At 72.1% G+C, this 24,007-nt stretch carries 21 protein-coding genes; 15 read left to right on the top strand and 6 right to left on the bottom strand.

Going from position 1 to position 24,007, the window contains the following annotated elements; genetic code table 11:
• Positions 1 to 10: 10 nt before the first annotated feature.
• Positions 11 to 2,500 (bottom strand): FAD/NAD(P)-binding protein, encoded by a 2,490-nt coding sequence (locus CFK41_RS16070; RefSeq protein WP_096800582.1) that lies wholly within the window; start codon positions 2,498 to 2,500, stop codon positions 11 to 13.
• A 146-nt stretch (positions 2,501 to 2,646) separates the two neighbouring features.
• On the opposite strand from CFK41_RS16070, the gene CFK41_RS16075 reads away from it, so the two are divergent.
• The 9 genes from CFK41_RS16075 (at position 2,647) to CFK41_RS16115 (ending at position 12,024) form a co-directional block, all read left to right on the top strand.
• Positions 2,647 to 3,660 (top strand): amino acid ABC transporter permease, encoded by a 1,014-nt coding sequence (locus tag CFK41_RS16075; protein ID WP_096800583.1) that lies wholly within the window; start codon positions 2,647 to 2,649, stop codon positions 3,658 to 3,660.
• Positions 3,657 to 4,532: an amino acid ABC transporter ATP-binding protein gene (locus CFK41_RS16080; RefSeq protein ID WP_169928850.1), complete on the top strand. Its 876-nt coding sequence runs from the start codon at positions 3,657 to 3,659 to the stop codon at positions 4,530 to 4,532. The genes CFK41_RS16075 and CFK41_RS16080 overlap by 4 nt, the downstream gene beginning before the upstream one ends.
• Before the next feature lie 61 nt (positions 4,533 to 4,593).
• On the top strand, positions 4,594 to 5,598 hold the full coding sequence (locus CFK41_RS16085) for a transporter substrate-binding domain-containing protein (RefSeq protein WP_096800584.1): 1,005 nt from the start codon (positions 4,594 to 4,596) through the stop codon (positions 5,596 to 5,598).
• Positions 5,595 to 6,584, top strand: coding sequence for a transporter substrate-binding domain-containing protein (locus tag CFK41_RS16090; protein WP_096800585.1), 990 nt, complete (start codon positions 5,595 to 5,597; stop codon positions 6,582 to 6,584). Before CFK41_RS16085 ends, CFK41_RS16090 begins: the two co-directional genes overlap by 4 nt.
• Positions 6,581 to 7,552 (top strand): LLM class flavin-dependent oxidoreductase, encoded by a 972-nt coding sequence (locus CFK41_RS16095; RefSeq protein ID WP_096800586.1) that lies wholly within the window; start codon positions 6,581 to 6,583, stop codon positions 7,550 to 7,552. Before CFK41_RS16090 ends, CFK41_RS16095 begins: the two co-directional genes overlap by 4 nt.
• Complete coding sequence (locus CFK41_RS16100) at positions 7,549 to 8,889, top strand: LLM class flavin-dependent oxidoreductase (RefSeq protein WP_096800587.1); 1,341 nt, start codon at positions 7,549 to 7,551, stop codon at positions 8,887 to 8,889. The genes CFK41_RS16095 and CFK41_RS16100 overlap by 4 nt, the downstream gene beginning before the upstream one ends.
• A gap of 155 nt (positions 8,890 to 9,044) precedes the next feature.
• Positions 9,045 to 10,334 (top strand): Clp protease/crotonase-like domain-containing protein, encoded by a 1,290-nt coding sequence (locus tag CFK41_RS16105; RefSeq protein ID WP_096800588.1) that lies wholly within the window; start codon positions 9,045 to 9,047, stop codon positions 10,332 to 10,334.
• A 311-nt stretch (positions 10,335 to 10,645) separates the two neighbouring features.
• Positions 10,646 to 11,560, top strand: coding sequence for a LysR family transcriptional regulator (locus tag CFK41_RS16110; RefSeq protein WP_096800589.1), 915 nt, complete (start codon positions 10,646 to 10,648; stop codon positions 11,558 to 11,560).
• A gap of 77 nt (positions 11,561 to 11,637) precedes the next feature.
• Positions 11,638 to 12,024 carry a hypothetical protein gene (locus tag CFK41_RS16115; RefSeq protein WP_227873122.1) on the top strand — a complete coding sequence of 129 codons (387 nt, stop codon included), beginning with the start codon at positions 11,638 to 11,640 and terminating at the stop codon, positions 12,022 to 12,024.
• Between the two features lie 15 nt (positions 12,025 to 12,039).
• Here the strand turns inward: CFK41_RS16115 and CFK41_RS16120 are convergent, their stop codons facing one another.
• Complete coding sequence (locus CFK41_RS16120) at positions 12,040 to 12,324, bottom strand: YciI family protein (RefSeq protein WP_096800590.1); 285 nt, start codon at positions 12,322 to 12,324, stop codon at positions 12,040 to 12,042.
• A 79-nt stretch (positions 12,325 to 12,403) separates the two neighbouring features.
• Positions 12,404 to 13,186 carry an alpha/beta hydrolase gene (locus CFK41_RS16125; RefSeq protein WP_096800591.1) on the bottom strand — a complete coding sequence of 261 codons (783 nt, stop codon included), beginning with the start codon at positions 13,184 to 13,186 and terminating at the stop codon, positions 12,404 to 12,406.
• A gap of 83 nt (positions 13,187 to 13,269) precedes the next feature.
• Between CFK41_RS16125 and CFK41_RS16130 the strand changes: the two genes are divergently transcribed.
• The 5 genes from CFK41_RS16130 (at position 13,270) to CFK41_RS16150 (ending at position 19,591) form a co-directional block, all read left to right on the top strand.
• Positions 13,270 to 14,691, top strand: a complete 1,422-nt coding sequence (locus CFK41_RS16130) for an alpha-amylase family glycosyl hydrolase (protein ID WP_096800592.1) — start codon at positions 13,270 to 13,272, stop codon at positions 14,689 to 14,691.
• Positions 14,692 to 14,744: 53 nt separating this feature from the next.
• Entirely contained in the window at positions 14,745 to 15,092 is a 348-nt protein-coding gene (locus CFK41_RS16135) for a hypothetical protein (protein WP_096800593.1), read from the top strand.
• A gap of 141 nt (positions 15,093 to 15,233) precedes the next feature.
• A complete protein-coding gene (locus tag CFK41_RS16140) occupies positions 15,234 to 17,060 on the top strand; it encodes an ABC transporter ATP-binding protein (protein WP_096800594.1) in 1,827 nt (608 codons plus the stop codon).
• A complete protein-coding gene (locus CFK41_RS16145) occupies positions 17,057 to 18,874 on the top strand; it encodes an ABC transporter ATP-binding protein (protein ID WP_096800595.1) in 1,818 nt (605 codons plus the stop codon). Before CFK41_RS16140 ends, CFK41_RS16145 begins: the two co-directional genes overlap by 4 nt.
• Before the next feature lie 204 nt (positions 18,875 to 19,078).
• Positions 19,079 to 19,591, top strand: coding sequence for a lamin tail domain-containing protein (locus CFK41_RS16150; RefSeq protein WP_096800596.1), 513 nt, complete (start codon positions 19,079 to 19,081; stop codon positions 19,589 to 19,591).
• Positions 19,592 to 19,609: 18 nt separating this feature from the next.
• Here the strand turns inward: CFK41_RS16150 and CFK41_RS16155 are convergent, their stop codons facing one another.
• Positions 19,610 to 20,275, bottom strand: coding sequence for a GNAT family N-acetyltransferase (locus tag CFK41_RS16155; protein ID WP_096800597.1), 666 nt, complete (start codon positions 20,273 to 20,275; stop codon positions 19,610 to 19,612).
• Between the two features lie 60 nt (positions 20,276 to 20,335).
• On the opposite strand from CFK41_RS16155, the gene CFK41_RS16160 reads away from it, so the two are divergent.
• Positions 20,336 to 20,965 carry a pyroglutamyl-peptidase I gene (locus CFK41_RS16160; RefSeq protein ID WP_096800598.1) on the top strand — a complete coding sequence of 210 codons (630 nt, stop codon included), beginning with the start codon at positions 20,336 to 20,338 and terminating at the stop codon, positions 20,963 to 20,965.
• Positions 20,966 to 21,652: 687 nt separating this feature from the next.
• On the opposite strand, the gene CFK41_RS16165 is transcribed toward CFK41_RS16160, so the two are convergent.
• Together CFK41_RS16165 and CFK41_RS16170 are read right to left on the bottom strand one after the other, a co-directional pair.
• Entirely contained in the window at positions 21,653 to 22,570 is a 918-nt protein-coding gene (locus CFK41_RS16165; protein ID WP_096800599.1) for a rhomboid family intramembrane serine protease, read from the bottom strand.
• Positions 22,571 to 22,606: 36 nt separating this feature from the next.
• The gene (locus CFK41_RS16170) at positions 22,607 to 23,680 is read right to left on the bottom strand and encodes a DNA glycosylase AlkZ-like family protein (RefSeq protein ID WP_227873123.1); all 1,074 of its coding nucleotides are present in this window, start codon (positions 23,678 to 23,680) and stop codon (positions 22,607 to 22,609) included.
• Positions 23,681 to 24,007 lie beyond the last annotated feature (327 nt).

The raw sequence follows: 24,007 nt of genomic DNA on the forward strand, positions 1-24,007 counted from the left end.
GCAGGCTCTCTCAGGCCACCCGCACCAGCTGCTCCCTGCGGGCCCGGAGCTCGTCGCGCGTGCTCCATCCGCTGAACAGCCCGGCGCCGGGCTCGAGCTCGCGGCCCTCGGCGAGGGTGCCCACCGCGACGGGCTCGTAGCCGATCCGGTGCAGCAGGCGGCCGACGGACTCGGCGGCGCGGGGGTCGTCGGCCGCGACCGCGATCGCTCGGCGGCGCGGGTCGCCGTCCTCCCGGCCGTGGTCCTCGACGTCGTGATAGCCGATGTGGTTCAGGGTCTTGACCACCTGTGCACCGGGCAGACGGGCGGCCAGCAGCTCGCTCGTGGAGAGCAGGTCGCCGCCCTCCCCGATCGCGGCGCGCGCGGCGGCCACGGCGGCGGCATCGGCCTCGCCCCAGGGGTTGGTCGCATCGATCACGACCACGTCCTGGAACGCGGCGGGGTCCAGGGCGAGCGCGACATGCAGGGGAACGGTGATGGCGACGACGTCCGAGGACGCGGCCAGGGCCTCGAGACCCACGGGATGCGCTCCGGGCAGCCGGACGGCGAGGGCGGCGGCGGGGGCGCGACCGGTCACGGAGACCTCGACGCCGCGGCGCAGCGCCGTGCGGGTCAGAGCGCTGCCGATCTTCCCGGGACCGAGCACGCCGAGCCGCGGGAGTCGGGCGGCGCGGACGCCCGAGGTGACGGGCTGCGCGTGGACCGACCCGTCGGCGCCGGGGGTCAGCGAGGCCGCGAGGAGGTCGCGGGCCAGGGCGTCGTTGCGGCGGTGGCAGGGGGCGTTGGTGCGGGGGCGGGCGAAGGCGCCGATGGGCAGCTCGGAGGTCCAGGGGCCGACGGCCCACAGGCGCTCCTGCGCCGTGCCGTCGGGCGCGATCACACGGTGGCGGTCGTCGACCTCGAGGGTTCCGGGTGAGGCGATCGACTCCCGCCCGACTGCCGCATCCCCGCCGGTCACGAGCTCCCGCAGCAGCGGGTTCGTGGACTCGACGAGAGAGGGCTCGGGCAGGAAGGCATCCACGAGCGCCCCGGCGCTCACGCTGACGCCTGCGGCACCGCGGGCGGTGAAGAGCCCGGTGGACTCGTCGGCCCGGACCCGCACGCGCGGGCCCAGCAGGTGGACCACGCCGGCGCGCTCGAGGGCGAGCAGCTGGTGCAGGCGGTGCGGCGGCGGGCCGGAGTCGACGAAGCTGAACAGCGAGTGCCACCAGCGCGGGTAGCCGCCGGCGGCGCCGCCGCGCAGCCGTGCCGCGGGCAGCTGGTCCACGAGCGCGCCGTGCAGGCGCAGCAACAGCTGGAACAGGGTGCGGGCGGAGGTGACCTCGCCCCGGGTGCGCGAGAGCAGGTCCTGCTCGATGTGGCGCACCACCGCGTCGCGGGTGACGCGCGGATGGGCATCCCCGTGGAGCCAGCCCAGAGGATCGTCGAGCCAGGCCAGCGGCTCCTCCCCCGGCTCCGGCGCCGGGGCATCGGGCACCCAGCGGTGGATCTCGGCGGCGATCAGCGGCACCACGTCGGCGCGGAAGTCGAGCAGTCCGTCGGCGTCCTCGCGAGCGCGGAGGTTCTCGGGCGTGACGTGCTCGAGAGCGCCGATCCCGGTGGGCTCGCCCTCGTCGCGCACCTTCGAGTGGTAGGGCACGCCGCGACGCGACCCCACCCAGAGCCGAGGCTCGCGGCCCGAGGGCCGGTAGGCGAGGCGGCCGGGCTCCCCCGGCAGCGGCTCCGGGACGAACTCGCCGCCGCGCCCCTCGGTGAGCAGCGCCATGAGATCGATGAAGGCCAGCCCCATGCCGCGCACCACGACGTCCTGGCCGGGGGCCACCAGCTCGAGCTGCGCATCGGAGGCCTGGGAGGGCGCGAGGTAGGTGCCGCCGTGGCGGCGGGCGAAGGCGGCGAGCTGGTGCCGGGTGGCGTCGGGGCGGGAGTCGGTGTGCCCGGCGGCCAGGAGCAGGAGGTCGGCGCGCAGGGGCTCGCGGTCCTCGAGCTCGACGCCCCAGGTGCCGTCCGGTGCGCGATGGACGGCGGTGGCGGTGGTGCGGTGCACGGTGACGGTGAGGGCGCGCGGCAGGCGCGAGAGGACCTGGCCGAAGAACCACTCGAGGTAGAGGGCCTGCACGCGGCGGCTCGGGAAGTCGGTGGCCTGCAGCGCCTCGATCTCGGCGAGGCGCTCGGTGCCCGCGGTGGGCGCCTCGATGGTGCCCAGGCGGATCCCCTCGGCCCACTCGGCGAGCGAGGGACCGGCATGGATCGGACCCTCGCAGTCGACGGTGTCGTCGGGATAGATGGAGACGTCGGCCGCGCGCGAGTTCATCAGCAGCAGCGGGCTCTCGTCCGCGCGCCAGATGCGCCCGGCGCCAGGCATGTGCGGATCCACGATGTCCACGTGCAGAGGTCCCTGCGCGGGATGGGCGGCGTTGGCGACGAGCCGCTCGAGCACGCCGATCGCCCGAGGCCCGCCGCCGACGATCGTCAGGCGCGTGCTCACCATCGGGATGTTCATCCGTGGGGTCCCTTCCGAGGCGTCTCTGTGTCGCTGGATGACGAGTCATAGCCGTCACCTTGCATGTCCATTAGATTCGCTTATATCGTCGGCTCTCGCAAGCCTCGTCCATCCCCTGGTTCACGTCCCGTCACGGAAGGCACCCCATGACCTCCTCCGTCGTCTCCCCCGAGACCGCACAGCACGCGTCCGCGGCCGGCTCGGCCGCTCCGGCCGCGTCGTGCCCGGAGCAGGTGGCGCCCTCCGAGGACCTCTCCGCGCTGCGTGTGGTCCCGGCCCGGCACCCGGGCCGGGTGGTGCTCGCCGTCGTCGTCGGCCTGGTGGTCGCCGCCGTGCTCTACTCCTTCGTCACCAACCCGCGCTGGGAATGGGGCGTGGTGGCCCAGTGGTTCTTCGCCGAGTCGATCCTCCGCGGGCTCCTGGAGACCCTGAAGCTGACCGTGCTGGCCGGGGCCGTGGGCTTCGGCCTGGGCCTCGTGCTCGCCCTGATGCGACTGTCCCCCTCCGCCCTGATCTCCGGGGTGAGCTGGACGTTCTCCTGGATCTTCCGCTCCACGCCGCTGCTGGTGCAGCTGCTGCTCTGGTACAACCTCGGCTATCTCTACGAGCGGGTGCGCCTCGGGATCCCCTTCACCGACGCGACCTTCTTCGACGCCCGCACCAGCGACCTCATGACCCCGATGCTCGCGGCGGTGCTGGGCCTGGGCCTGCACCAGGCCGCCTACGCGGCGGAGATGATCCGCGGCGGCATCCTCTCGGTGGACCAGGGCCAGCTCGAGGCGGCGAGCGCGCTGGGCATCCCGGCGCGGGACCGCTCGCTGCGGATCGTGCTGCCCCAGGCCATGCGGGCGATCCTGCCTCCGGCCTTCAACGAGATCATCGGACTGGTCAAGGGCACCTCGATCGTCTACGTCCTCGCCCATGCGGAGCTGTTCTTCACCGTCCAGCTGATCTACGGCCGCACCCAGCAGGTGCTGCCGATGCTGCTGGTCGCGACGGTCTGGTACGTGGTGATCACCTCGGCGCTGTCCGTCGGCCAGTACTACATCGAGCGCCACTACTCCAAGGGCGCCGTGCGCACCCTGCCGCCCACCCCGCTGCAGTCGCTGCGCGCCCGCCTCGCCCGACTCCGCCCCTCCTCGACCGGAGCGACCTCATGAGCGTCCAGACCCCCACCCGCAGCGGCGGGCTCGTCGAGATCCGCGGCGTGCACAAGTCCTTCGGCGACCTCGAGGTGCTGCGTGGCATCGACCTGCGGGTCGAGCCCGGCTCGGTGACCGTGATCCTGGGCCCCTCGGGCTCGGGGAAGTCCACCCTGCTGCGCACCATCAACCACCTCGAGCCCGTCACCCAGGGACTGGTGAGCGTGGACGGCGAGACGATCGGGTACCGCCGCGAGGGGAACCTGCTGCACGAGCTGCACGAGCGCGAGATCCTGCGCCAGCGCACCGCGATCGGCATGGTGTTCCAGAGCTTCAACCTCTTCGCGCACATGACGGCGCTCGCGAACGTCGCCGAGGCGCCGCGGCGGGCGCTCGGGGTGCCGCGCCGTCAGGCCGAGGAGCGCGCCCGCGAGCTGCTGGCGCTGGTGGGGCTCTCCGACAAGGAGGCCGTGTACCCGCGGCAGCTCTCCGGCGGCCAGCAGCAGCGGGTCGCGATCGCCCGCGCCCTCGCGCTCGAGCCCAAGGTGCTCCTGTTCGACGAGCCCACCAGTGCGCTCGATCCCGAGCTGGTCGAGGAGGTGCTGGCCGTGATCCGCTCCCTCGCCCGCGCCGGCACCACCCTCGTGGTCGTCACCCACGAGATCTCCTTCGCCCGGGACGTCGCCGACGAGGTGGTCTTCATGGACCAGGGCCTGATCGTGGAGCAGGGTCCGCCCTCCGAGGTGCTCGACAGCCCGCGCCATGAGCGCACCCGCTCGTTCCTGCAGCGGGTCCGCACCGGCGAGGCGGCGCCTGTCGAGTCCGCCGACGCAGCCAGCCCTGCTTCCGCAGCCACCGCCGCCGCCCGAGAACTGGCGCGTGAGCGATGAGTACGGCGATATCTCCGTACATCTCTCCCCAGCGCCAGTACCCGACCATCGAGGACCTCTCATGACCCCGACCCGCCAGCCCCTCCTGTCCCGCCGCGCCCTGGCCGCGTCCGGTCTGCTGCTCCCCGCCGCGCTGCTCGCGGCCTGCTCCGATCCTGTCCCGGCGGCCCCCGCGGGCGCCGGCTCCTCCGACTCCGAAGGGTCCGACGGCGGCGGGGAGGGCACCGGCGGCATCGACACCTCCGGCACCCAGGAGCTCATCCGCTCCACCGCCGATGCCGAGATCGCCGCCCAGCTGCCGGCCGAGATCGCCGAGTCCGGCACGCTGCGGGTGGGCATCAACGGCACCAGCGCGGCGCCGCTGTCGTTCCTGGCCGACGACAACCAGACCTACATCGGCTCCGAGATCGACATCGCCCGGATCGTCGCCGACAAGCTCGGCCTCGAGTTCGAGCTGAAGCTGACCACCTGGGAGAACTGGCCGCTGAAGCTCGAGGCCGGCGAGTTCGACGTGGTCCACGCGAACATCGGCGTCAACGCGGAGCGACTGGAGAAGTTCGACTTCGCCTCGTACCGCGCGGCGTACATGTCCTTCCTGGTGAAGAAGGGCGCGGACTTCTGGCTGGAGGACGCCGACTCGATCAGCGGGAGGATCATCGCCGTCGGCAACGCCACCAACCAGGAGCGGATCCTCACCGACTGGAACGCCGAGCTCGAGGCCGCCGGCAAGGAGCCCGCGGAGCTGAAGAACTACTCGACCGACGCCGACACCCTGCTCGCGCTCGGCTCCGGCCGGGTCGACGGCTACCTCTCCCCCTACGCCGCGCTGAGCTTCATCACCGCGCGCCGGGACGACTTCGAGCTGCAGGGCCGCATCAACGCCGGCTGGCCCGACGAGACCCTGGTCGCCGGCACCTTCGACCGCGGCAGCGGGCTTGCCGAGCCCTACGCCGCGGCGCTGAACGCCGTGATCGCCGACGGCACCTACGCCCAGGTCCTCGAGCGCTGGCAGATCACCGACGAAGCACTCACCGAGTCGCGCGTCCACACGAAGGAGAAGCCATGAGCGCCCGCCTCCTCTCCCGGCGCGCCCTGGCCGGAGCCGGTCTGCTGCTGCCCGTGGGGCTGCTCGCGGCCTGCTCCGACCCGACCCCCGCGGCGGACGCCGCGGGAGCGGGATCCGAAGCGTCCGACGGCGGCGGCGCGACAGCCGGAGGGATCGACACCTCCGGCACCCAGGAGCTCATCCGCTCCACCGTCGATGAGTCGGTCGCCGCGCTCCTGCCGCCCGAGATCGCCGAGTCCGGCGTGCTCCGGGTGGGCATCGGGAGCGAGAGCTTCGCCCCGCTGTCCTTCCTCGCGGACGACAACACGACCTACATCGGCTCCGAGGTGGACACCGCCCGCCTGGTCGCGGACACGCTCGGGCTCGACCTCGAGCTCGTGCTGACCAGCTGGGACAACTGGCCGCTCAAGCTCGAGGCGGGTGACTTCGACGTGGTCCACTTCAACGTGGGCGTGACGGCGGAGCGCCTGGAGAAGTTCGACTTCGCCTCCTACCGCGCGGCCTACGTCGCCTTCCTCGTGACGAAGGGGTCGGAGCTGCGCCTCAGCGATGCGGACTCCATCAGCGGGCGGATCATCGCCGTCAGCGCCGCGACCACCCAGGAGCGGATCCTCATCGACTGGAACGCCGAGCTCGAGGCCGCCGGCAAGGAGCCCGCGGAGCTGAAGAACTACTCCACCAGCGCCGACACCCTTCTCGCCCTCGGCTCCGGCCGGGTGGACGCCTCGTTCGGGCCGTACCCGACGCAGACCTTCATCGCCGCTCGCCGCGACGACGTCGAGCTGCAGGGCCGGGTCGAGGAGGGCTGGCCGGACACGACCCTCATCGCGGCGACCTTCGACCGCGGCAGCGGGCTCGCCGAGCCCTACGCCGCCGCCCTCAACGCCCTCATCGCCGACGGCACCTACGCCCAGGTGCTCGAGCGCTGGCAGATCACCGACGAAGCGCTCACCGAGTCGCACGTCCACACCAAGGAGAAGCCATGACCGACACCGCCCTCCACCCCGGCGCGGAGACCGCCGCCGCCCGCGAGGCCGGCTCGAACCTGCCCGTCCTCGCGGTGGACCTCGTCGCCGATCCGAGCCTGCTGAGCCGGCTCGCCGAGCTGGGCCGCGGCCTCGAGGAGGCGGGTGTCGGCGCCGTGACGATCAGCGACGGCGGCCTGCACCCGATCCACGTCGCCTCGTTCCTCGCGCCGCTCACGCGCACGCTCGGCCTGCTGCCGCGCACCGACGCGATCTACGTCGAGCCGTTCCACCTGGCCACGCAGCTGATGAGCCTCGACCATCTCAGCCACGGCCGGGCCGGATGGCTGCTCACCGCGGAGACCGACCCCGCGGCGCCAGCCGCCGTCGGCCGCGAGGTGCTGGGGCTCGAGGCGACCGCCCGCGAGGCGGCCGACGTGCTCGAGGCCGCGCGGCTCGTGTGGGACTCCTGGGCGCCCGACGCCGTCGTGAAGGACACCTCGCGCGGCGTCTACGTGGACGCCGCCCGCCTGCAGTACACCGACGTCGAGGCCTCGACGTTCTCGCTGCGCGGCCCCTCGATCACCCCTCGCTCCCCGCAGGGCCTGCTGCCGGTGCTGGTCGCGGACACCGACCGTCCCGCCGTCGGCGAGCGCGTCGCGACCGAGCTGGCCGACGGGCGGGTCCTGGACGTCGACGTCTCCGCCGGAGCCCACCCCGATCAGATCGCCGAGACCCTCGAGGGGGCCGACGCGCGCCTCGTGCGGCTCGTGGGCCTGGACCTCGAGGCCGACCCGCTGGGCACCGTCACCGCCCTCGTGGCCGCGCTGCGGGAGCGGGAGCTCATCGCCTCCGCGGCCGACGAGGGGCAGAGCCTGCGCGAGCAGCTGGGCCTCGCCATCGCCGAGCACGCCCCCGATCCCGAGCGCCGCACCGACCGTGCGCGCCGCACCGACCTCACCGACCAGACCCGCGAGGAGTCCGCATGACCACCACGCAGTCCCCCTCCCTCGCCACCGGCCCCGCCGAGCACCCGATCCACCCGGAGCACACCCCCACCGGGCAGCTCGCCTTCGGGGCGTTCTTCCAGGGCGTGAACTCCTCGACGATCTGGCGCCTGCCCGAGAGCGGCGACCAGGTGGCCTGGGAGTCCTTCGAGGCGCTGGTGCGCACCGCCGAGCGCGGGCGGTTCGCGGCCTTCTTCCTCGGGGAGGGCCTGCGCCTGCGGGAGCACCGCGAGGTGCCCTTCGAGCTCGACGTGGCCGGCCGCCCCGACGCGCAGACGCTGCTCGCGGCGCTGGCCGGGGTCACCGAGAGGATCGGCCTGGTCGCCACGCAGAACACCACCTACAACGACCCCGTGGATCTCGCCCGCCGTCTGCAGACCCTCGACCTGCTCTCCGGCGGACGGGCCGGCTGGAACATCGTCACCACCGACAACGCCTGGACCGGGGAGAACTTCCGCCGCGGCGGCTACCTCGACCATGAGGACCGGTACGTCCACGCCGAGGCGTTCGTGGAGGTCGCCGAGCAGTACTGGCGCGGCGAGCAGATCACCCACGACGGCGCCCACTACTCCGTGCGCGCCCAGGGCGACCTGCCCCGCTCCGCCCAGGGCCGACCGGTGCTGTTCCAGGCCGGCGCCTCCCCCGCCGGACAGGACTTCGCCGCCCGCACCTCGGACGTCATCTTCTCCCCGCACGGGACCCTCGAGGCGGCGGTCGAGTTCCGCCGCTCGATCGTGGAGCGCACCGTCGCCGCGGGCCGCGACGCCGGCAGCGTGAAGATCCTGCCCGGGGCCGAGATCATCCTCGCCCCCACCGAGGCGGAGGCCGAGGAGAAGGTGCGCTGGGTGCGCGACCTCCAGATCGGCCCCGAGCAGGCCATCGCCCTGCTCGAGCAGTACTGGGGTCGTGACCTCTCCGCCTTCGACCCCGACGGCCCGCTGCCCGACGTGGCACCCGAGGTGGTCGAGTCCGGCGTGACCCGCGGCGCCGGCTTCCAGTTCGCCAAGGCCGAGGAGCTCACCCGCGCCTGGCGCGAGGAGGCCGCCGAGAAGGGCCAGTCGATCCTCGAGTTCGCCCGGGCACGCTCCGGGGCCCGGCGCGGCACCTTCACCGGCAGCTACGACCAGGTCGCCGAGCGCCTGGTGGAGTTCGCGCGGCTGGGGGCGATCGACGGCCTGAACATCACGCCGTGGCTGATCCCCTCGGGCCTCGACGACATCGTGGACGAGCTGATCCCCCGCCTGCAGGAGCGCGGGGTCTACCCCACCGAGTACGCGGGCGCGACGCTGCGGGAGAACCTGGGGCTGCCGCCGGGGTGAGCGGTGCGCCCGCTCAGCGTGCCGGGCAACGAACCGATCACGATTCCTCTCCGGCACCCACTATTTCCCCGGTCGTGGATCAACTGTCGGTTCTACGAGAGACACTCGTGAGGATGTGGCAGCACGAAGCCGCCCCCGAGCTCCCGGAGCACTGAATGACGCATGAGATCGAAGTGATCAGCGACGGCGATGGACTCGCCGTGCTCGGTACTCCCGGGGACGTCGACGCCTTCCTGACGTCGTTCGGCTTCGAATCCCGCGAGCTCGAGCTCCACCGGCTCGGCCCGTCGTACAAAACCACTGCAGGCATCTTGAACGCCGGCGCTGGGGCCGCGGCGAACTCGGGCCGCTGGATGAAGCTCACGTCGGAATCCTTCGCCGCGTCAAAGAAACTTGCGCTCGTCAAGAATGCCGCCACCGGGAACTTCCACGCCACCCTCCGCGCGTCGAGCGGCCAGTTCTCCAAGAACCTGCAGTTCGTCGCGGCGCCGGGAACTCTGCTCAACCCCGCTGCCCTCGCCGCCGCCGGAGCGGTCATGTCGCAGATGGCGATGCAGGAGGCGATCGAGGAGATCGGCGAGTACCTCGCAGTCATCGACGAGAAGATCGACGACATTCTGCGCGCGCAGAAGGATTCGGTGTTCTCCGACATGATCGGCGTGGACCTCATGATCGAGGAGGCCATGACCGTCCGTGACGAGGTCGGCCGCGTCTCGGAAGTGACCTGGTCCAAGATCCAGAACTCCGCGCAGACCCTTGCCACCACCGAGGCGTACGCGCTGCGGCAGATCGATGCGCAGGCGGAGAAGGTCGAGCAGGCGAGCGTGCCGGATCTCGCCACCAAGGCGAAGGCCGCCGAGTCCACGGTGCGGGAATGGCTCGCCGTGCTCGCACGCTGTGTCCAGCTGCAGGATGCCCTCGCAGTTCTCGAGCTCGATCGTGTGCTCGACAGCGCCCCGGAGGAGCTCGACCGCCATCGCCTCGGGCTCCGCGCGGCACGGGAGAAGCGCCTGGCGCTGATCCACCGCACGACGGAGGAACTGCTCGAGCGCATGAACACCACCATCCGTCGGGCCAATGCCAAGGTCCTCCTGTCCCCTCGACCGGCTCGCGCAGCGGTCAACTCCAGCAATCTCGTGGTGGGCCGGGTGATCGACTTCCAGACGGCTCTGAAGATCGAGGACGGTCACGACTCCGCGGAGGCGAAGCGCTGGCGAACGGCGGCTGGCGAGGTGCGCGACAAGGTGGTCAAGACGGGCGTTGATGGAGCTGGTGCAGCCATCCAGTTCGGCGGCGACACCGCTGGCCGCGTCCGCTCCGGTGCCGGCCGCTTCTCGGAAGGTGCCCGCGCGTTCCGCGAGGCCGTCCGTCGCGATGATCCCGAGGCCGTTGACGAGTCAGCGACCGCTCAGCCTACGGACTCGCAGGCGACGCAGCTCGACTGAGCGGATACGCCTGCTAGTCCCCGTGAGGATCTGGGGTGCCACCTCAGCGAGCTGCGGGGTTGAGCCGCGCACCTGTCCCCCTGATGTCGCCGGGTACGCCGGCGCGACGCTGCGGGAGAACCTGGGGCTGCCGCCGGTGTGAGCCCGCGCCCCGCCGTCCCCCGCGCGTGCCCGCGCCCGCCGGAGTCACAGACCGGGGGATACGGGCACTCATTCCCCCTTGTTCGTGACTCCCGTGCCATGACGCTGTCCGCCTGGCACCGTGGTCAAACCCATAAGCCAGGCTTGTCACCGAGGCCTACCATGGAGGTATGGATCCTCGTCGTCTGCTCATCTTCCGCACCGTCGTGCGCAACGGCTCGATCGGTGCCGGCGCCCGCGAGCTGGGCTGGACCCAGCCCGCGGTCTCCCAGCACCTCGCCGCGCTCGAGAAGGAGGTGGGCACGCAGCTGCTGCTGCGCTCCTCCGCGGGGATCACGCCCACGGAGGCCGGCGGCCGGCTCGCCGCCCATGCCGAGGCGATCGCCGCCCAGCTCCACGCCGCCGAGGAGGAGCTCGCGGACATCACCGCGCTGCGCCGCGGCACGGTGAAGTTCGGGACCTTCCCGTCGGCCGCCGCGATGCTGCTGCCGCCGGTGCTGAACCGTCTCGCCGAGACCGCACCGGATCTGGACGTCACCTTCTCCGAGCTCGAGCCGCCGGACGCCGTGGTCGCGCTGCGCGAGGGCGATCTCGACCTGGCGCTGGTGTTCCGCTACCCCTGCAGCGACATCGGCGACGAGGGCACCCTGGAGTGGACGCCGCTGATGGAGGACCGCGTGATGCTGGTGATGCCGCGCGACCATCCCCGCGCCGAGGACCCGGACCTCACCCTGGGCGATCTCGCGCAGGACCCGTGGATCGCGGGCTGCGAGCGGTGTCGGGCGAACCTCATCTCGAGCGCCCGTCGGGCGGGCTTCTCGCCGACGGTGCGCCACTCGACCGACGACACGATCGTGGTCCAGCAGCTGATCATGCACGGCGGCGGTGTGGCGCTCATGCCGGAGACCGCCCTCGAGGCCGCACCGACCGCGGACCTCGTGGTACGCGCGATCCCGGACCTCGACAACCGCATGATCGGCCTGCTCAACCGTCGCGGCGCCCTGGCGATCCCGGCCGTGGGGGCGCTGCGGGACGCGCTGGTGGCAGAGACCACCGAGCGCCTGGCCACGGCGGTGATGATCTGAACGCCGACGCCCCTCGCGTCCCCGCCCGCGCCTGGCTGCGCCCGGCCCTGCTGCTGATCGGCGGGCTGCTGCTCGCCGTGGTGCTGGTGCTCGCGGAGCAGTGGATCGCCGCGGTCGCCATCGCGCTCTTCTCGGTGTTCATGGCGTACTGGACGAGCCCGCTGCGCGCCGGCGAGCACACCCCGCTGGCGACCGCCCTCGAGCGCCGAGGCCCGGGCACCGCGATCGTGCTGTGGGCCCCGGGGAACCCGCTCTCGAGCCGGCTGCAGGTCGCCTTCCGCAGCCCGCGCGAGGACCTGGTGTGGGTGAACGTGCACCGCGACGCCGCGGCCCAGGAGCTGCTGACCGAGCACGGCGGGGCCGACTCGCTGCCGCTGGTGCTGGTGGGCGGGTCGGTGCAGCGACGCGCCACCGCGGGCGAGCTGCTGGACCTGCAGGACGCCGAGCTGCGCCGCGGGGAGTGACCCCGCGGGGCGGGGTCAGGCTCCGGGGACCTCGCCGATGACGACGGTCCACTCGCGGGCCACGCGGTCCACGATCACGCTCTCACGCAGGAACGGGTCGGCGTCGAGCGCCGCGAGGGCGGCGGCGTCGGACTCCGCCGTGAGCACGAGCAGGCCGCCCGGCGTGCCGCCCAGCGGACCGGAGAGCAGCAGCGTGCCCTCGGCGTGCAGCGCGGAGAGGAACTCGCGGTGCTCGGGGCGGAAGGTCGCGACGAGGTCGGCGTCGTCGGTGTAGGTGTACTGGACGGCGAAGAGGGCCATGCTCGCTCCTGACGAAGATCGATGATGCTGACCGGCCCATCCTTCCGCATCCGGGCCGCGGCTCGAGGACCCGTCCGGCTCAGCCCTCCCGGATCGGCAGCCACTCCAGGACGTCCTGGATGCTCTGGTCCCAGAAGTCCCAGGTGTGGGCTCCCGGGCGCAGACGGGCCTGCACCTCGACCCCGCGGTCCTCGGCGGCGGCGAGGAAGGTGCGGTTGTGCTCGAGCAGCTGGTCCTCGGTGCCGCAGTCGACGAACAGGGCGGGCAGCGCGGCGGGGTCGGCCGCGCTCACCAGGCCCACCAGGTCGTCGGCGGTGCCGGCGATGTCCTGGCCCGCCCACACCCGCTCGCCGAGGGTGCCGGTCCAGGAGAGGTCCAGCGTGCGCGCGTCGAGCACGCCGGAGAGGCTCGCGGCGGCGGCGAAGCGGTCGGGATGGTTCAGCGCCAGCTTGAACGCGCCGAAGCCGCCCATCGACAGGCCCGCCACGAAGGTGTCCTCGCGGGCGGTGGAGACGCGGAAGGTGCGGGAGACCAGCTCGGGCAGCTCCTCGGCGACGAAGGTCCAGTACTTCTCCCCCGCCGCCTCGTCGGCGTAGAAGGAGCGGCGCACCTCGGGCATCACCACGGCGATCCCCTTCTCGCTCGCGTAGCGCTCGATCGAGGTGCGGCGCTCCCAGACGGTGCAGTCGTCGCTCAGCCCGTGCAGGAGGTAGAGCACGGGCACGCCGCGGTCGTCGCCGTCGGCCGCGGCATCCGCCGCCCCCTCCATGCCGATGCCGGAGGCGGCCTGCGGCATCAGCACCACCATCGAGGTGCCCATGCCGAGGGTCTCGGCGAAGAAGTCGGTGCGCAGGCGGATCATCGTCGGGAGCTCCTGGGGTCGGCATCGGTGCACGGTCTCCCCCATTGAACACTCCCCCGGGCCTCCCCGCCTACGATGGCGCCATGACGACCGAGAGCGCTCCGTCCTGGATCCGCGATGCGATCTGCTGGCAGGTGTACCCGCTGGGGTTCTGCGGCGCGCCGCGCCGACGGGACGATCTCGGGGGCGAGGGCTACGGCGGGGCCGACGGGGAGAACGTGGTCCATCGCCTGCCGCGCCTGCACGGCTGGCTCGACCACCTGGTGGGCCTCGGCGCGAACGTGCTGCTGCTGAACCCGGTCTTCGACTCCGTCTCCCACGGCTACGACACCCTCGAGCACCGCCGCCTGGATCCGCGCCTCGGCGACGAGCGCGACATGGACGCCCTGATCGCCGCCTGCCACGAGCGCGGGATCCGCGTTGTGCTCGACGGGGTGTTCAACCACATCTCGGACCGCCATCCGGTGGCGCGGCGCGCGATCGCCGCCGGCCCCGGCACGGAGGAGGGCGACCGGATCCGCTGGTCCGGCACCAGTCCCTACGGCTTCGAGGGCAACGCCGACCTCCTCGAGATCGACCTGGGCGACGCCGTCATCCAGGACCGGGTCGTGGAGATCATGGGGCGCTGGCTGGACCGCGGCGTGGACGGCTGGCGGCTGGACGCGATGTACGCGGCGGGCCCGGAGGCCTGGGCGCCGATCCTCGAGCGGGTGCGGGCGGCACATCCCGGGGCGTGGGTCCTCGGCGAGGTCATCCATGGCGACTACCCGCAGTTCGCGGCGGCCTCCGGCGCGGACTCGATCACCCAGTACGAGCTGTGGAAAGCGATCTGGTCCTCCCTGGCCGACGGGAACCTCTTCGAGCTCGCCCACGCGCTGGGCCGCCACCAGGAGTTCCTCGGGGCCGACGGCGGCGCCCACCCCCTCACCTTCGTGGGCAACCACGACACCACCCGCATCGCCTCCCAGCTGCCGGACGGGCGGGACCTGGCCGCCGCCTTCTCGCTGCTCGCCCTCCTGCCCGGCATCCCGACGGTCTACGCCGGGGACGAGTTCGGGGCGACCGGCACGAAGGAGGAGCGCGCCGGGGGCGACGACGCGATCCGCCCCTGGTTCCCCGGCGAGCCCGACGGCGTGGTCGCCGCGGCCGCCTCCGCGGACAGCGCACCGGGCGGCCCCGACCACCTCACCCTGCTGAAGCCCGAGGCGGCCGGCCGGATCCTCGAGGTGCACCGGCGGCTGCTGTCCCTGCGCCGCCGGGAGTCCTGGCTCTCGACCGCGTCGGTGCAGGTGGACGAGGACTCGCTCGAGAACACCTGGGCGCAGATCGCGCTCACCCCCGCCGAGGGCGGAGCCGGGCTCACCCTGGTGCTGAACCTCGGCGACGAGGCGCGGCCCGCCCCGGGCGAGGTGCTCGAGGCGGTCAGCGGGGCGGACATGATCGACGGCGTCGGCGCCGCGGAGCCGGGCACCGTGCCCGCGCACGGCGCCGCCGTGGTGCGGTGAGCCGCCGTGGTGCGGTGAGCCGCACTCCCAGCACCGAGTCGTAGGCTCGGACCATGAGCATGTCGATCAAGCCCGCGCAGTCCGTGAACACCGCCCCCGTCGTCGCCCTGGGCCTCGTCGGCGGCTGGCTGACCGCCCGCGAGACGGGCATCCGCCCCCTCGGCGGCGTGGTCCTCGCAGCGGCCGGGATCTACGCCGGTCGCACCTGGCTGGCGCGTCGCGGACCCGCCACCACCGCGGCGCTCGGCGCCACCTACGTGCTCGGCTTCGGCCTCTCGCACCCGCTGGCGAAGAAGATCGGCCCGTGGCCCGCGGTGCTGACGGTGACCGCCGCCGCGGCCGGGGCCGCCGCCCTGCTCTCCGACGCCGCCTACGGGGAGTGGCTCCCGGCCGACGACTGAGCCGGTCCGCGGCGCCCCGCCGCACCGAGATGACCTCGATGGAAGACGGAGAACACCTTCCGATCGCGGAGATAGTTGACTAGGCTAAGCCTTCGGCCCCGACCGTCGGGGCCTCCCGCACCCTCGAGGTTCCCTCTCCCCATGCTCGGCACCATGCGCCGCCTCTGGACCACCGTTCGCCCCATTCGATTCCGCCTCTACCTGGGTCTGCTCAGCGCCATGACGGCGTCGCTCGTGGCCCTGATGATCCCGCAGGTCCTCGAGTTCATCGTCAACCGCCTCGGCGCCGATGCCACCGCAGCCACCATCTGGACCGGTGGCGCGATCGTGCTCGCGCTCGGCATCGTCGAGGCCTCCCTGATCTGGTTGCGCCGCACCTTCGCGGTCGCCCCCTCCACCATGGTCGAGAAGCAGATCAGGGTGGGCTTCTACGCCAAGGTCCAGAACATGCCGGTGACCTTCCACGACGGCTGGGGGTCCGGTCAGCTGCTGTCGCGCATGATGAGCGACATCAACCAGATCCGCCGCTGGATCGCCTTCGGCATGATCATGGCCGTCACCAACGTGGTCACGGTCGTGGTGGGCATGAGCCTGCTGGTCCGCTCCTCCGCGATCCTGGCGCTGATCTTCTTCATCGCCGCCGTGCCGGTCTCGATCATCGCCTACCGCTTCAACCGCAGCTTCTCCGTGCTCTCGCGCCGCTCGCAGGACCAGAACGGCGACCTCGCCACCACCATCGAGCAGTCGGTGCAGGGCATCCGCGTGCTGAAGGCCTTCGGCCGCGGCCCGTCGGCCCTCGAGGGATTCACCGAGCAGGCCGAGGAGCTGCGCCGGACCGAGGTCCGCAAGGCGACCGAGATCGCCCGCTTCGACATGTTCATGTTCATGCTGCCCGAGCTCGCACTGGGCATCGCCCTGCTGGTGGGGCTGCACCTGACAGCCGGCGGATCGATCTCCACCGGCCAGCTCGCGTCCTACTTCGCCACCGCCACCCTGGTGGTGGGGCCGGTGCGGATGCTCGGCATGCTGCTGGGGCAGGCGGTCAACGCGACCACCGCCCTGGACCGCCACTACGAGGTGATGGACTCCGAGAACACGATCACCTCCGACGAGACCGCCACCCGCGTCGACCCGTCGACCGCGACCGGGGCGGTGTCCCTGCGCGGCGTGCACTTCCGCTACGAGGACGCCCCGGACCACGTGCTCGACGTCATCGACGGCGCGGATCTCGACATCCGCCCCGGCGAGACGATGGCGCTGGTGGGCGTGACCGGCAGCGGCAAGTCGACCCTGCTGCAGCTGGTGCCGCGCCTGTACGACGTCACCTCCGGCTCGATCACGATCGACGGGGTCGACGTGCGCGAGATGGACCTGTCGGACCTGCGCACCCTCACCGCCGTCGCCTTCGAGGACGCGACCCTGTTCTCCGACTCCGTGCGGGAGAACGTGCTGCTGGGCGCGGATCCCTCGCTGAGCGCCGAGGAGTCCGAGGAGCTGCTGCATCTCGCGCTGCGCACGGCCGACGCCACCTACGCGTACGACCTGCCGGAGGGCGTGGACACCCGCATCGGCGAGGAGGGCATGAGCCTCTCCGGCGGGCAGCGTCAGCGCCTGGCGCTGGCCCGGGCGATCGCCGCGAAACCGGCGGTGCTGCTGCTGGACGATCCGCTCTCCGCCCTGGACACCCGGACGGAGGAGGTCGTCACCGAACGGCTGCGGGAGGTGCTGCACGGCACCACCACGCTGATCGTCGCGCACCGCACCTCGACCGTCGCGCTCGCCGACCGGGTCGCCCTGCTGGACAACGGCCGCGTGGTCGACGTCGGCACCCATGCGGAGCTGATGGCGAGCTCCGCCCGATACCGGTGGGTGATCGCCAACCAGGAGGAGGAGCGGCGCCGCGACCAGGACATCGAGACGCTCACCGGAGAGCTCGATCTCCGCGCGATCCAGGAGGAGGGCCGATGAGCGCCACGACCGCACAGCCGGACCAGAGCGATCCGGAGCAGCAGGACTACACCGCCGCCGAGAACAAGGCCTCGCGCGAGCGATCCTTCGCGCTGTTGCGCGAACTGATCTCGCCGGTCAAGGGCCAGTTCGTGGTCATGGCGATCATGGTCGTGTTCGCGCAGCTGGCCGTCGTGGCCGGGCCCGCGATCATCGCCTGGGGCATCGACCACGGCCTGCCCGAGCTGATGGAGGGCAACTCCGTCCCCGCGTTCGAGGCGGCGGCCCTCGCCGTCGGCGCCGCGATCGTCGGCGGCGTGCTGACCTACGGGTACGTGCGCCAGTCGGTGGTGGTCGGGCAGCGCATGCTGCTGGCCCTGCGCCGGAAGGTCTTCCGCTTCACCCAGAAGCAGGACCTCGAGTTCCATGAGTCCTACACCTCGGGGCGGATCGTCTCCCGCCAGACCTCCGACATGGAGGCGCTGCGCGAGCTGCTGGACTCGGGCGTGAACGTCATGGTCGGCGCCTCGCTGTCGATGGTGTTCACGATCGTCCTGATCGTGTGGATGGACCCGGTGACCGGCCTGGTGATGCTGCTGATGCTCATCCCGTGCGTGGTGCTGACGGTGTGGTTCCAGAAGCGCTCGCGCATCGAGTACCGCGCGATCCGCACCCATTCCGCGCGCCTGATCGTCCACTTCGTCGAGGCGCTCGCCGGCATCCGCGCGGTCAAGGCCTTCCGCAAGGAGGGCCGCAACCAGGCCGAGTTCGACACCCTCGCCCAGGACTACCGCGACGCGTCGCTGCGCTCGATCAACGTGTTCGGCATCTACCAGCCGGCGCTGCGCGTGCTCGCCAACATCACCATCGCGGCCGTGCTGGTGGTGGGCGGATTCCGCGTTCTGCACGGTGATCTCCAGGTGGGCGTGCTGGTGGCGCTCGTGCTCTACTCGCGGCGGTTCTTCCAGCCGGTGGACGAGATCGCGAACTTCTACAACGCCTTCCAGTCCGCCGTGGCGGCGCTCGAGAAGATCGCGAACCTGCTCGCCGTGCAGCCCAGCGTCAAGGAGTCCCCGACTCCCACCGCGCTGCCCACCTCGAGCGGGAAGATCGACTTCGAGCACGTCTCCTTCCGCTACACCGCGGAGGGCCCCCTGGTGCTCAAGCCCATGGACCTGCACATCCCCGCGGGGCAGACCGTCGCCCTCGTGGGCCAGACCGGCGCCGGCAAGTCCACCGTCGCCAAGCTCATCGCCCGCTTCTACGACACCACCGAGGGTCGGGTGACGCTCGACGGCGTGGACCTGCGGGACATCACCATGGAGGACCTGACGCGCAACATCGTCATGGTCACCCAGGAGGCGTACCTGTTCTCCGGCACCGTCGCGGACAACATCGCGCTCGGCAAGCCGGGGGCGAGCCGGGAGGAGATCGAGGCCGCGGCCCACGCGATCGGTGCCGACGAGTTCATCGAGAAGCTCCCCTACGGCTACGACACCGACGTGAACAAGCGCGGCGGCCGGGTCAGCGCCGGGCAGCGGCAGCTGATCTCCTTCGCGCGCGCCTTCCTGGCCGATCCGCGGGTGCTGATCCTCGACGAGGCCACCAGCTCGCTGGACATCCCCAGCGAGCGGATGGTGCAGGAGGGGCTCACCAAGCTCCTCGGGCAGCGCACCTCGTTGATCATCGCCCACCGCCTGACCACCGTGATGATCGCGGACCGGGTGCTGGTGGTGCACGGCGGCGAGGTCGAGGAGGACGGCTCCCCCACGGAGCTCGTCTCCCAGGGCGGCCGCTTCGCGGCGCTCTACCAGGCCTGGCAGGACTCGATGTGATCCGAGGGCGGTGCACCACGGTTCATCCCGGTGCACCGCCCTCTCACCAGGCGTGACGCGAGTCTCTGAACAGTTGTCAGAACTATCTGGCGCGGCGTGGTGGGGCGGGCTATATTCCCCTCATCATCATCGGTTCCGATCCTGAGGAGCACTGCCGACATCGTCGGCCGCCACCCGCGGATCCCGGACTCCTCAGAGGTTCCCATGGTCAGTTCCGCACTGCTCCGCGCCCGATTCCTGGCCGTCCTGCTCGCCGCCCTCGTGGTCGCGACCCCGCTCGCCATCGCTCCTCCCGCCGCCGAGGCAGCGGTCAAGAAGCCGCTGGACATCGTGACGATCCACTACGACCCCGCCGGCAAGGACTACTCCAAGAACTCCCTCTACGTGAAGGAGTACATCCAGGTGAAGAACACCGGCACGAAGACCCTCACGCTCACCGGCTACGTGCTCCGCGACAACGGTCCCCAGAAGTTCGCCTTCCCCAAGGGCACGAAGATCGCCCCCGGCAAGACCCTCACGATCCGCTCCGGCAAGGGCACGAACACCTCGAGCACCCTGTACTGGAACAAGTCCAGCTACATCTGGAACAACACCGGCGACACCGCGCGGCTGTACAACGCCAAGAGCACGCTCCTGGAGTCCTGCAAGTACAAGGGTGGCGTCCACAAGGCGACGAAGACGACGGTGCGCACCACCGCGACCACGGCCTACTGCTGAGGGCTGCGGCACCGAGGCTCAGCCCACGGCGCCGAGCATCTCCCGCAGGGCAGGGGTGAGGCCGTCGACCTCGACCGGCACGGACGGCCGACGGAAGGTCTCCGGCGTGACGAGGAAGCGCTGCTCCACGTGGGGCGGGCCGGGCAGGGTCGAGATCTGTGTGCCGTTGTCGACGTAGCCGCAGCCGCGGGACACCGCGAACGAGGGATCGTTCCCGATCACCGCGGAGGATTCGGCCCGCAGCGCCCCGAGGTGGTCGAAGGCGACGGCCAGCACCGCCTGTCGCATGAGCTTGCCGTAGCCCTTCCCGTGGGCGTCCAGGGTGAGCCACGAGCCGGTGCCGACCGTGCGCCGCTCCGCGAAGCGCCGGGCGGAGACGTCCTGGCAGCCGATCAGCCGACCCTGCGCCCAGATGCCCAGCGGCAGGGTCCAGTCCGTCGGCGAGATGCCGCTGCGCTGCTGCCACTGGAAGGCGAGCGCATTGCGGATCCGCTGCTCGGGCTCCGCCCGGTACCACCAGAACATCGCGGGAGAGTCCGCATCCTCGAAGATCGGCCGACGGAGCAGCTCGGCGTACTCGCCGAAGTCTGCATCGGCGAGCGGCCGCAGGGTGAGGTCGCCGGCGCGCAGGACCAGCCCGAAGAGCGGGTGGAGGGTCGCGAGATCAGGGAACGTGCTGTCCATCGACCCAGGGTAGAGGGGCTGTGCGACCCTCGCCTCCGGTTTTCTCCCTAGGCTGTCCCCATGACCACCGATGTGCTGCTGACCGGCTTCGCCCCCTTCGACGGCGCGGCGGTGAACGAGTCCTGGGAGGCCGTGCGCCGCGCGGCGCCGTTGCTGCAGGACGAACAGCTCGTGGTGGAGATCCGTGAGCTGCCGGTGGAGTTCGACCGCGCCGGGTCGCTGCTCGCGGTCGCGGTGCGCGATCTGCGCCCGCGCCTGGTGATCGCCGTCGGCCTCGCGGCGGGACGCACCGCGATCACGCCGGAGCGGGTCGCGGTCAACGTGCGCGACGCCCGGATCCCGGACAACGCCGGGGCGAGCCCGGTGGACCAGCCGGTGGTGCCCGACGGGCCCGTCGGCTACTTCAGCACCCTTCCCGTCAAGGCGATGACCGCGCAGCTCGCGGCCGACGGGGTGCCCGGGTCCGTCTCGCGGACCGCCGGCACCTACGTGTGCAACGACGTCTTCTACGCCCTGCAGCATCTGCTCGCGACCGACGCCGACCTCGCCGGGATCCGCGGCGGCTTCGTCCACGTCCCGTCGGCCGACGTCGTGGACTCGCCCACCGCCGCCCGCGCGCTGGCCGGTATGGCTCGCACGGCGCTCGACACCCCGGTGGATCTGCACCGCGCGGGCGGCGCCGAGCACTGAGAGCGCTCGCGGATCCCGGACGGAGGCGACCTCCGGGCCGGTTGTCGACAGCGCCGGGACACTCGGGAGGACCGGACGGCTTCGATGTGCACATCGTGGGCTCGACGCCGTGGATACCGCCCGGTATCACCCGCGGAAGCCGGCCGCGACGGAGTTATCCACAGGGTTCTCCACAGCCGTGGATGAATGACAGAGTTGTAGTTCCGCAGGTACAGCGCACTCCCCGGGCGTGTCGCTGTGGACGACGGCCACTCCGCCCGAGCCGGCGGACCTCTCCGCCCGGCCTGCTGCGCTCCGCGGACAACTCGGACATGTGCGCAGGTCACACCCTTGGGTGTCCGACACCTGCGCAGGCGCAGCGCGCGCGTCGATGCACAGAGGTGCACGTGGGATCGGCCGCACTCTCGGTGGGGGCGCTCACCGTCGGCAGGGGACGGCCAGGTTCGTCCCCACCGTCCGTCCACACTCGATCCACGGTTTTCCACAACAGGACGCCGTCATCCCCACTCGTCCGCAGAGTTATCCCCAATTGTGTCCACATCTGGGGAAAACCACATGCGTGTAGTTCCCCGGGACCGTCGGCGGGGGCGAGATCGTCGTGATAGAGCGGGGCGGGCCGGGGCGGCTGCTGCGCCGCCCCGGCCCGCCCCGGTGCCCTGATCCGCGCCCGTCCTCGGGCGCCTCCGCTCACATCGTCAGTGCCGTGGCCGCCTTGACGAGGACCAGCACCACGCACAGCACGACCGCCGCGACGATCACGCCGGAGTGCAGCAGGGCGGAGCGCCGGGCGAGGGCCTGGCGGTCGGCGCCCGGGGTCGCCTTCGACCGCAGCGCGAACATCCCGGCGGTCACCGCGCCGCCGAGCACCAGACCGCCCAGGTGCCCCTGCCAGGAGATGTTGGGGATCGTGAAGGTGATGACGAGGTTCAGCGCGATCAGCACCAGGATCTGCGCGGTCTGCCCGCCCAGCTTGCGGTTCACCACGAACATCGCCGCGAACAGGCCGAACACGCCGCCGCTGGCCCCGAGGGTGCCCGTGAACCAGTCCTGGCCCTGCGGATCCGCGAGCAGGTACACGGCGGTGCTGCCGCCGAGCACCGAGACCAGGAACAGCGCGGCGAAGCGCACGTGGCCGAGGGTCTGCTCGAGGTACTGGCCCACCATCCACAGCGCGTACATGTTCAGCGCGAGGTGCATGATGCCGCCGTGCAGGAAGCCGGCGGTGAGGAAGGTCCATGGCATGGCCAGCGCGCGGAACGGGGCGAAGATCCCCAGCTGCTCGACGACCTGCGGCATCGCCATCTGCCCGAGGTACGCCACCACGCACAGGCCGATCAGCGTGTAGGTGACCACCGGGGTGCGTCGGCCCACGCTCGCCCCCATCGCGTTCCGCGGCCGGGTCGAGGCCTGCTGCCGGGCGAGCTCGCGCTCGCAGTCCACGCACAGCACGCCGACGGCGGTGGGCCGCTGGCAGTCCGGGCAGGCCGGACGCTCGCAGCGCTTGCAGCGCACGTAGCTCACCCGATCGGGGTGCCGGGGGCAGACCGGCGGCGCCTGTGGGTCCGGGGTGTCCTCGGCGCTGTAGCCGTAGCTGGGTCTCTCCATGCCCTCATTCCATCACGTGGGCCTGGCAGGACCCCGTCAGTCGGAGGTGTACGGGAACGCCGCGAACAGCCTGGCGAAGCGCCTGCGCTGGGTCTCGCTCACCGGCCGCAGCTCCTCGAGGGCGAGCCGGCGCTTCGCGGCGGGACCGGTGCGCGTCCAGACGCCCACCACCTCCCCGCGCCGCAGCGCGGTGCGCTTGAACACCCCGTTCCGGCCCGGGACCAGCACCTCGTGGCGCGCCTCGTCCATCAGGTAGAGCCGGTCGCGATACCCCAGCACGATCTCGTCGAACCCGGGCAGCAGCAGCTCGCGCTGGGTCTCCTTCTCCCATGCGGCGTACTCCTCGGCGAGGCCGGGCCGCCACCACAGCCGCTCGCCGTCGCCTCCGCGGGCCGAATCGGCGGTGGTGTGGAGGCGTCCGTCGCGGTCCGCGAACCCGCTCTCGAGCTGCTCCTGGATCAGCGGCAGCGCCGCACGGATCGTGCCGAGCGGCAGCTTCGACCACCAGGCGAGGTCCCGCTCCCCCGCGGGTCCGTGGCTGAGGAAGTAGCGCCGGGCGAGCTCGGCGGCCGCCGCGGTCCCGTCCCCGTTGAAGGCGCCCTCGAGGTCGGTGCCGGCGGGCAGCCAGGTGCGCGCGAGCACCACGGCCGTCTCGCCCTCGCGCCACGGGCCGTAGGCGGCGACCCCGGTGGAGATCATCTCGACGAGGTGGTGGTAGCCGCGGCCCTGGTCGGTGCTGAGCCCGGCCGCCTCCCACGCGGCCATCAGATCCTTCCGCAGCACGCCGCGGCCGATCCCCGGGCGGGAGTGCTCCGCGGCGATCTCCTCGAGCACCTCCCGGGCCCGGTCCACATGATGCTCCTCGATCCCCAGCTGACCGCGCCGAGCGACCGCCGCGCGTTGCGGCCCGCTCGCGCAGAGCTCGGTGATCCAGGCCAGGGAGTCGGCGGCGACCGCGAAGACGGTGCCCCGCATCGGGTACCCGCGCACGATCTCCCCGCGGTCCAAGGCGGCGATCACCGGTTCCAGGTCGCCGCCGGTGCGCAGGGCCAGGGAGGCCATCACCCCGGGGAGGTCCTGACCCTGGAGCGCCCCGAATACTCGCGCCACCTCGGCGGGGTCCGCCGTGCTCGGAGGGCCGGCCAGGCCCTGGGCCAGGATCCGTGCCCCCGCGAGGTGTCGCTGCGTCATGGGCAGAGGGTACTGGGGCGGGGGCGGGTCCGGCGGGGCGGTCGAGCCGGTGAGGCGGTCGAGCAGCGCGGGCCATCAGGGGCGGGCACGGGCCGGGCCTGTCGGCGCGGGCCGACGGCGCGGGCCGACGGCGCGGGCCGACGGCGCGGGCCGGCGACGGGCTGGTGCGGGCGGGCGGGCGATGGCGTATGGCGACGCGAGGTGGCTATATAGCCAGCTCTCGTTGCTATAGACCGTTCCGCGACA

The sequence above is a fragment of the Brachybacterium ginsengisoli genome, from assembly GCF_002407065.1.
GTDB lineage: Bacteria > Actinomycetota > Actinomycetes > Actinomycetales > Dermabacteraceae > Brachybacterium > Brachybacterium ginsengisoli.

Excerpts from the sequence above, each read along its gene's own strand:
- CFK41_RS16100 (WP_096800587.1), top strand. The coding sequence starts at position 7,549 with ATGACCACCACGCAGTCCCCCTCCCTCGCCACCGGCCCCGCCGAGCAC.
- CFK41_RS16165 (WP_096800599.1), bottom strand. The coding sequence starts at position 22,570 with ATGGAGAGACCCAGCTACGGCTACAGCGCCGAGGACACCCCGGACCCA.
- CFK41_RS16075 (WP_096800583.1), top strand. The coding sequence starts at position 2,647 with ATGACCTCCTCCGTCGTCTCCCCCGAGACCGCACAGCACGCGTCCGCG.
- CFK41_RS16080 (WP_169928850.1), top strand. The coding sequence starts at position 3,657 with ATGAGCGTCCAGACCCCCACCCGCAGCGGCGGGCTCGTCGAGATCCGC.
- CFK41_RS16110 (WP_096800589.1), top strand. The coding sequence starts at position 10,646 with ATGGATCCTCGTCGTCTGCTCATCTTCCGCACCGTCGTGCGCAACGGC.
- CFK41_RS16105 (WP_096800588.1), top strand. The coding sequence starts at position 9,045 with ATGACGCATGAGATCGAAGTGATCAGCGACGGCGATGGACTCGCCGTG.
- CFK41_RS16120 (WP_096800590.1), bottom strand. The coding sequence starts at position 12,324 with ATGGCCCTCTTCGCCGTCCAGTACACCTACACCGACGACGCCGACCTC.
- CFK41_RS16130 (WP_096800592.1), top strand. The coding sequence starts at position 13,270 with ATGACGACCGAGAGCGCTCCGTCCTGGATCCGCGATGCGATCTGCTGG.
- CFK41_RS16125 (WP_096800591.1), bottom strand. The coding sequence starts at position 13,186 with ATGATCCGCCTGCGCACCGACTTCTTCGCCGAGACCCTCGGCATGGGC.
- CFK41_RS16155 (WP_096800597.1), bottom strand. The coding sequence starts at position 20,275 with ATGGACAGCACGTTCCCTGATCTCGCGACCCTCCACCCGCTCTTCGGG.
- CFK41_RS16135 (WP_096800593.1), top strand. The coding sequence starts at position 14,745 with ATGAGCATGTCGATCAAGCCCGCGCAGTCCGTGAACACCGCCCCCGTC.
- CFK41_RS16090 (WP_096800585.1), top strand. The coding sequence starts at position 5,595 with ATGAGCGCCCGCCTCCTCTCCCGGCGCGCCCTGGCCGGAGCCGGTCTG.
- CFK41_RS16140 (WP_096800594.1), top strand. The coding sequence starts at position 15,234 with ATGCTCGGCACCATGCGCCGCCTCTGGACCACCGTTCGCCCCATTCGA.
- CFK41_RS16145 (WP_096800595.1), top strand. The coding sequence starts at position 17,057 with ATGAGCGCCACGACCGCACAGCCGGACCAGAGCGATCCGGAGCAGCAG.
- CFK41_RS16160 (WP_096800598.1), top strand. The coding sequence starts at position 20,336 with ATGACCACCGATGTGCTGCTGACCGGCTTCGCCCCCTTCGACGGCGCG.
- CFK41_RS16085 (WP_096800584.1), top strand. The coding sequence starts at position 4,594 with ATGACCCCGACCCGCCAGCCCCTCCTGTCCCGCCGCGCCCTGGCCGCG.
- CFK41_RS16095 (WP_096800586.1), top strand. The coding sequence starts at position 6,581 with ATGACCGACACCGCCCTCCACCCCGGCGCGGAGACCGCCGCCGCCCGC.
- CFK41_RS16070 (WP_096800582.1), bottom strand. The coding sequence starts at position 2,500 with ATGAACATCCCGATGGTGAGCACGCGCCTGACGATCGTCGGCGGCGGG.
- CFK41_RS16150 (WP_096800596.1), top strand. The coding sequence starts at position 19,079 with ATGGTCAGTTCCGCACTGCTCCGCGCCCGATTCCTGGCCGTCCTGCTC.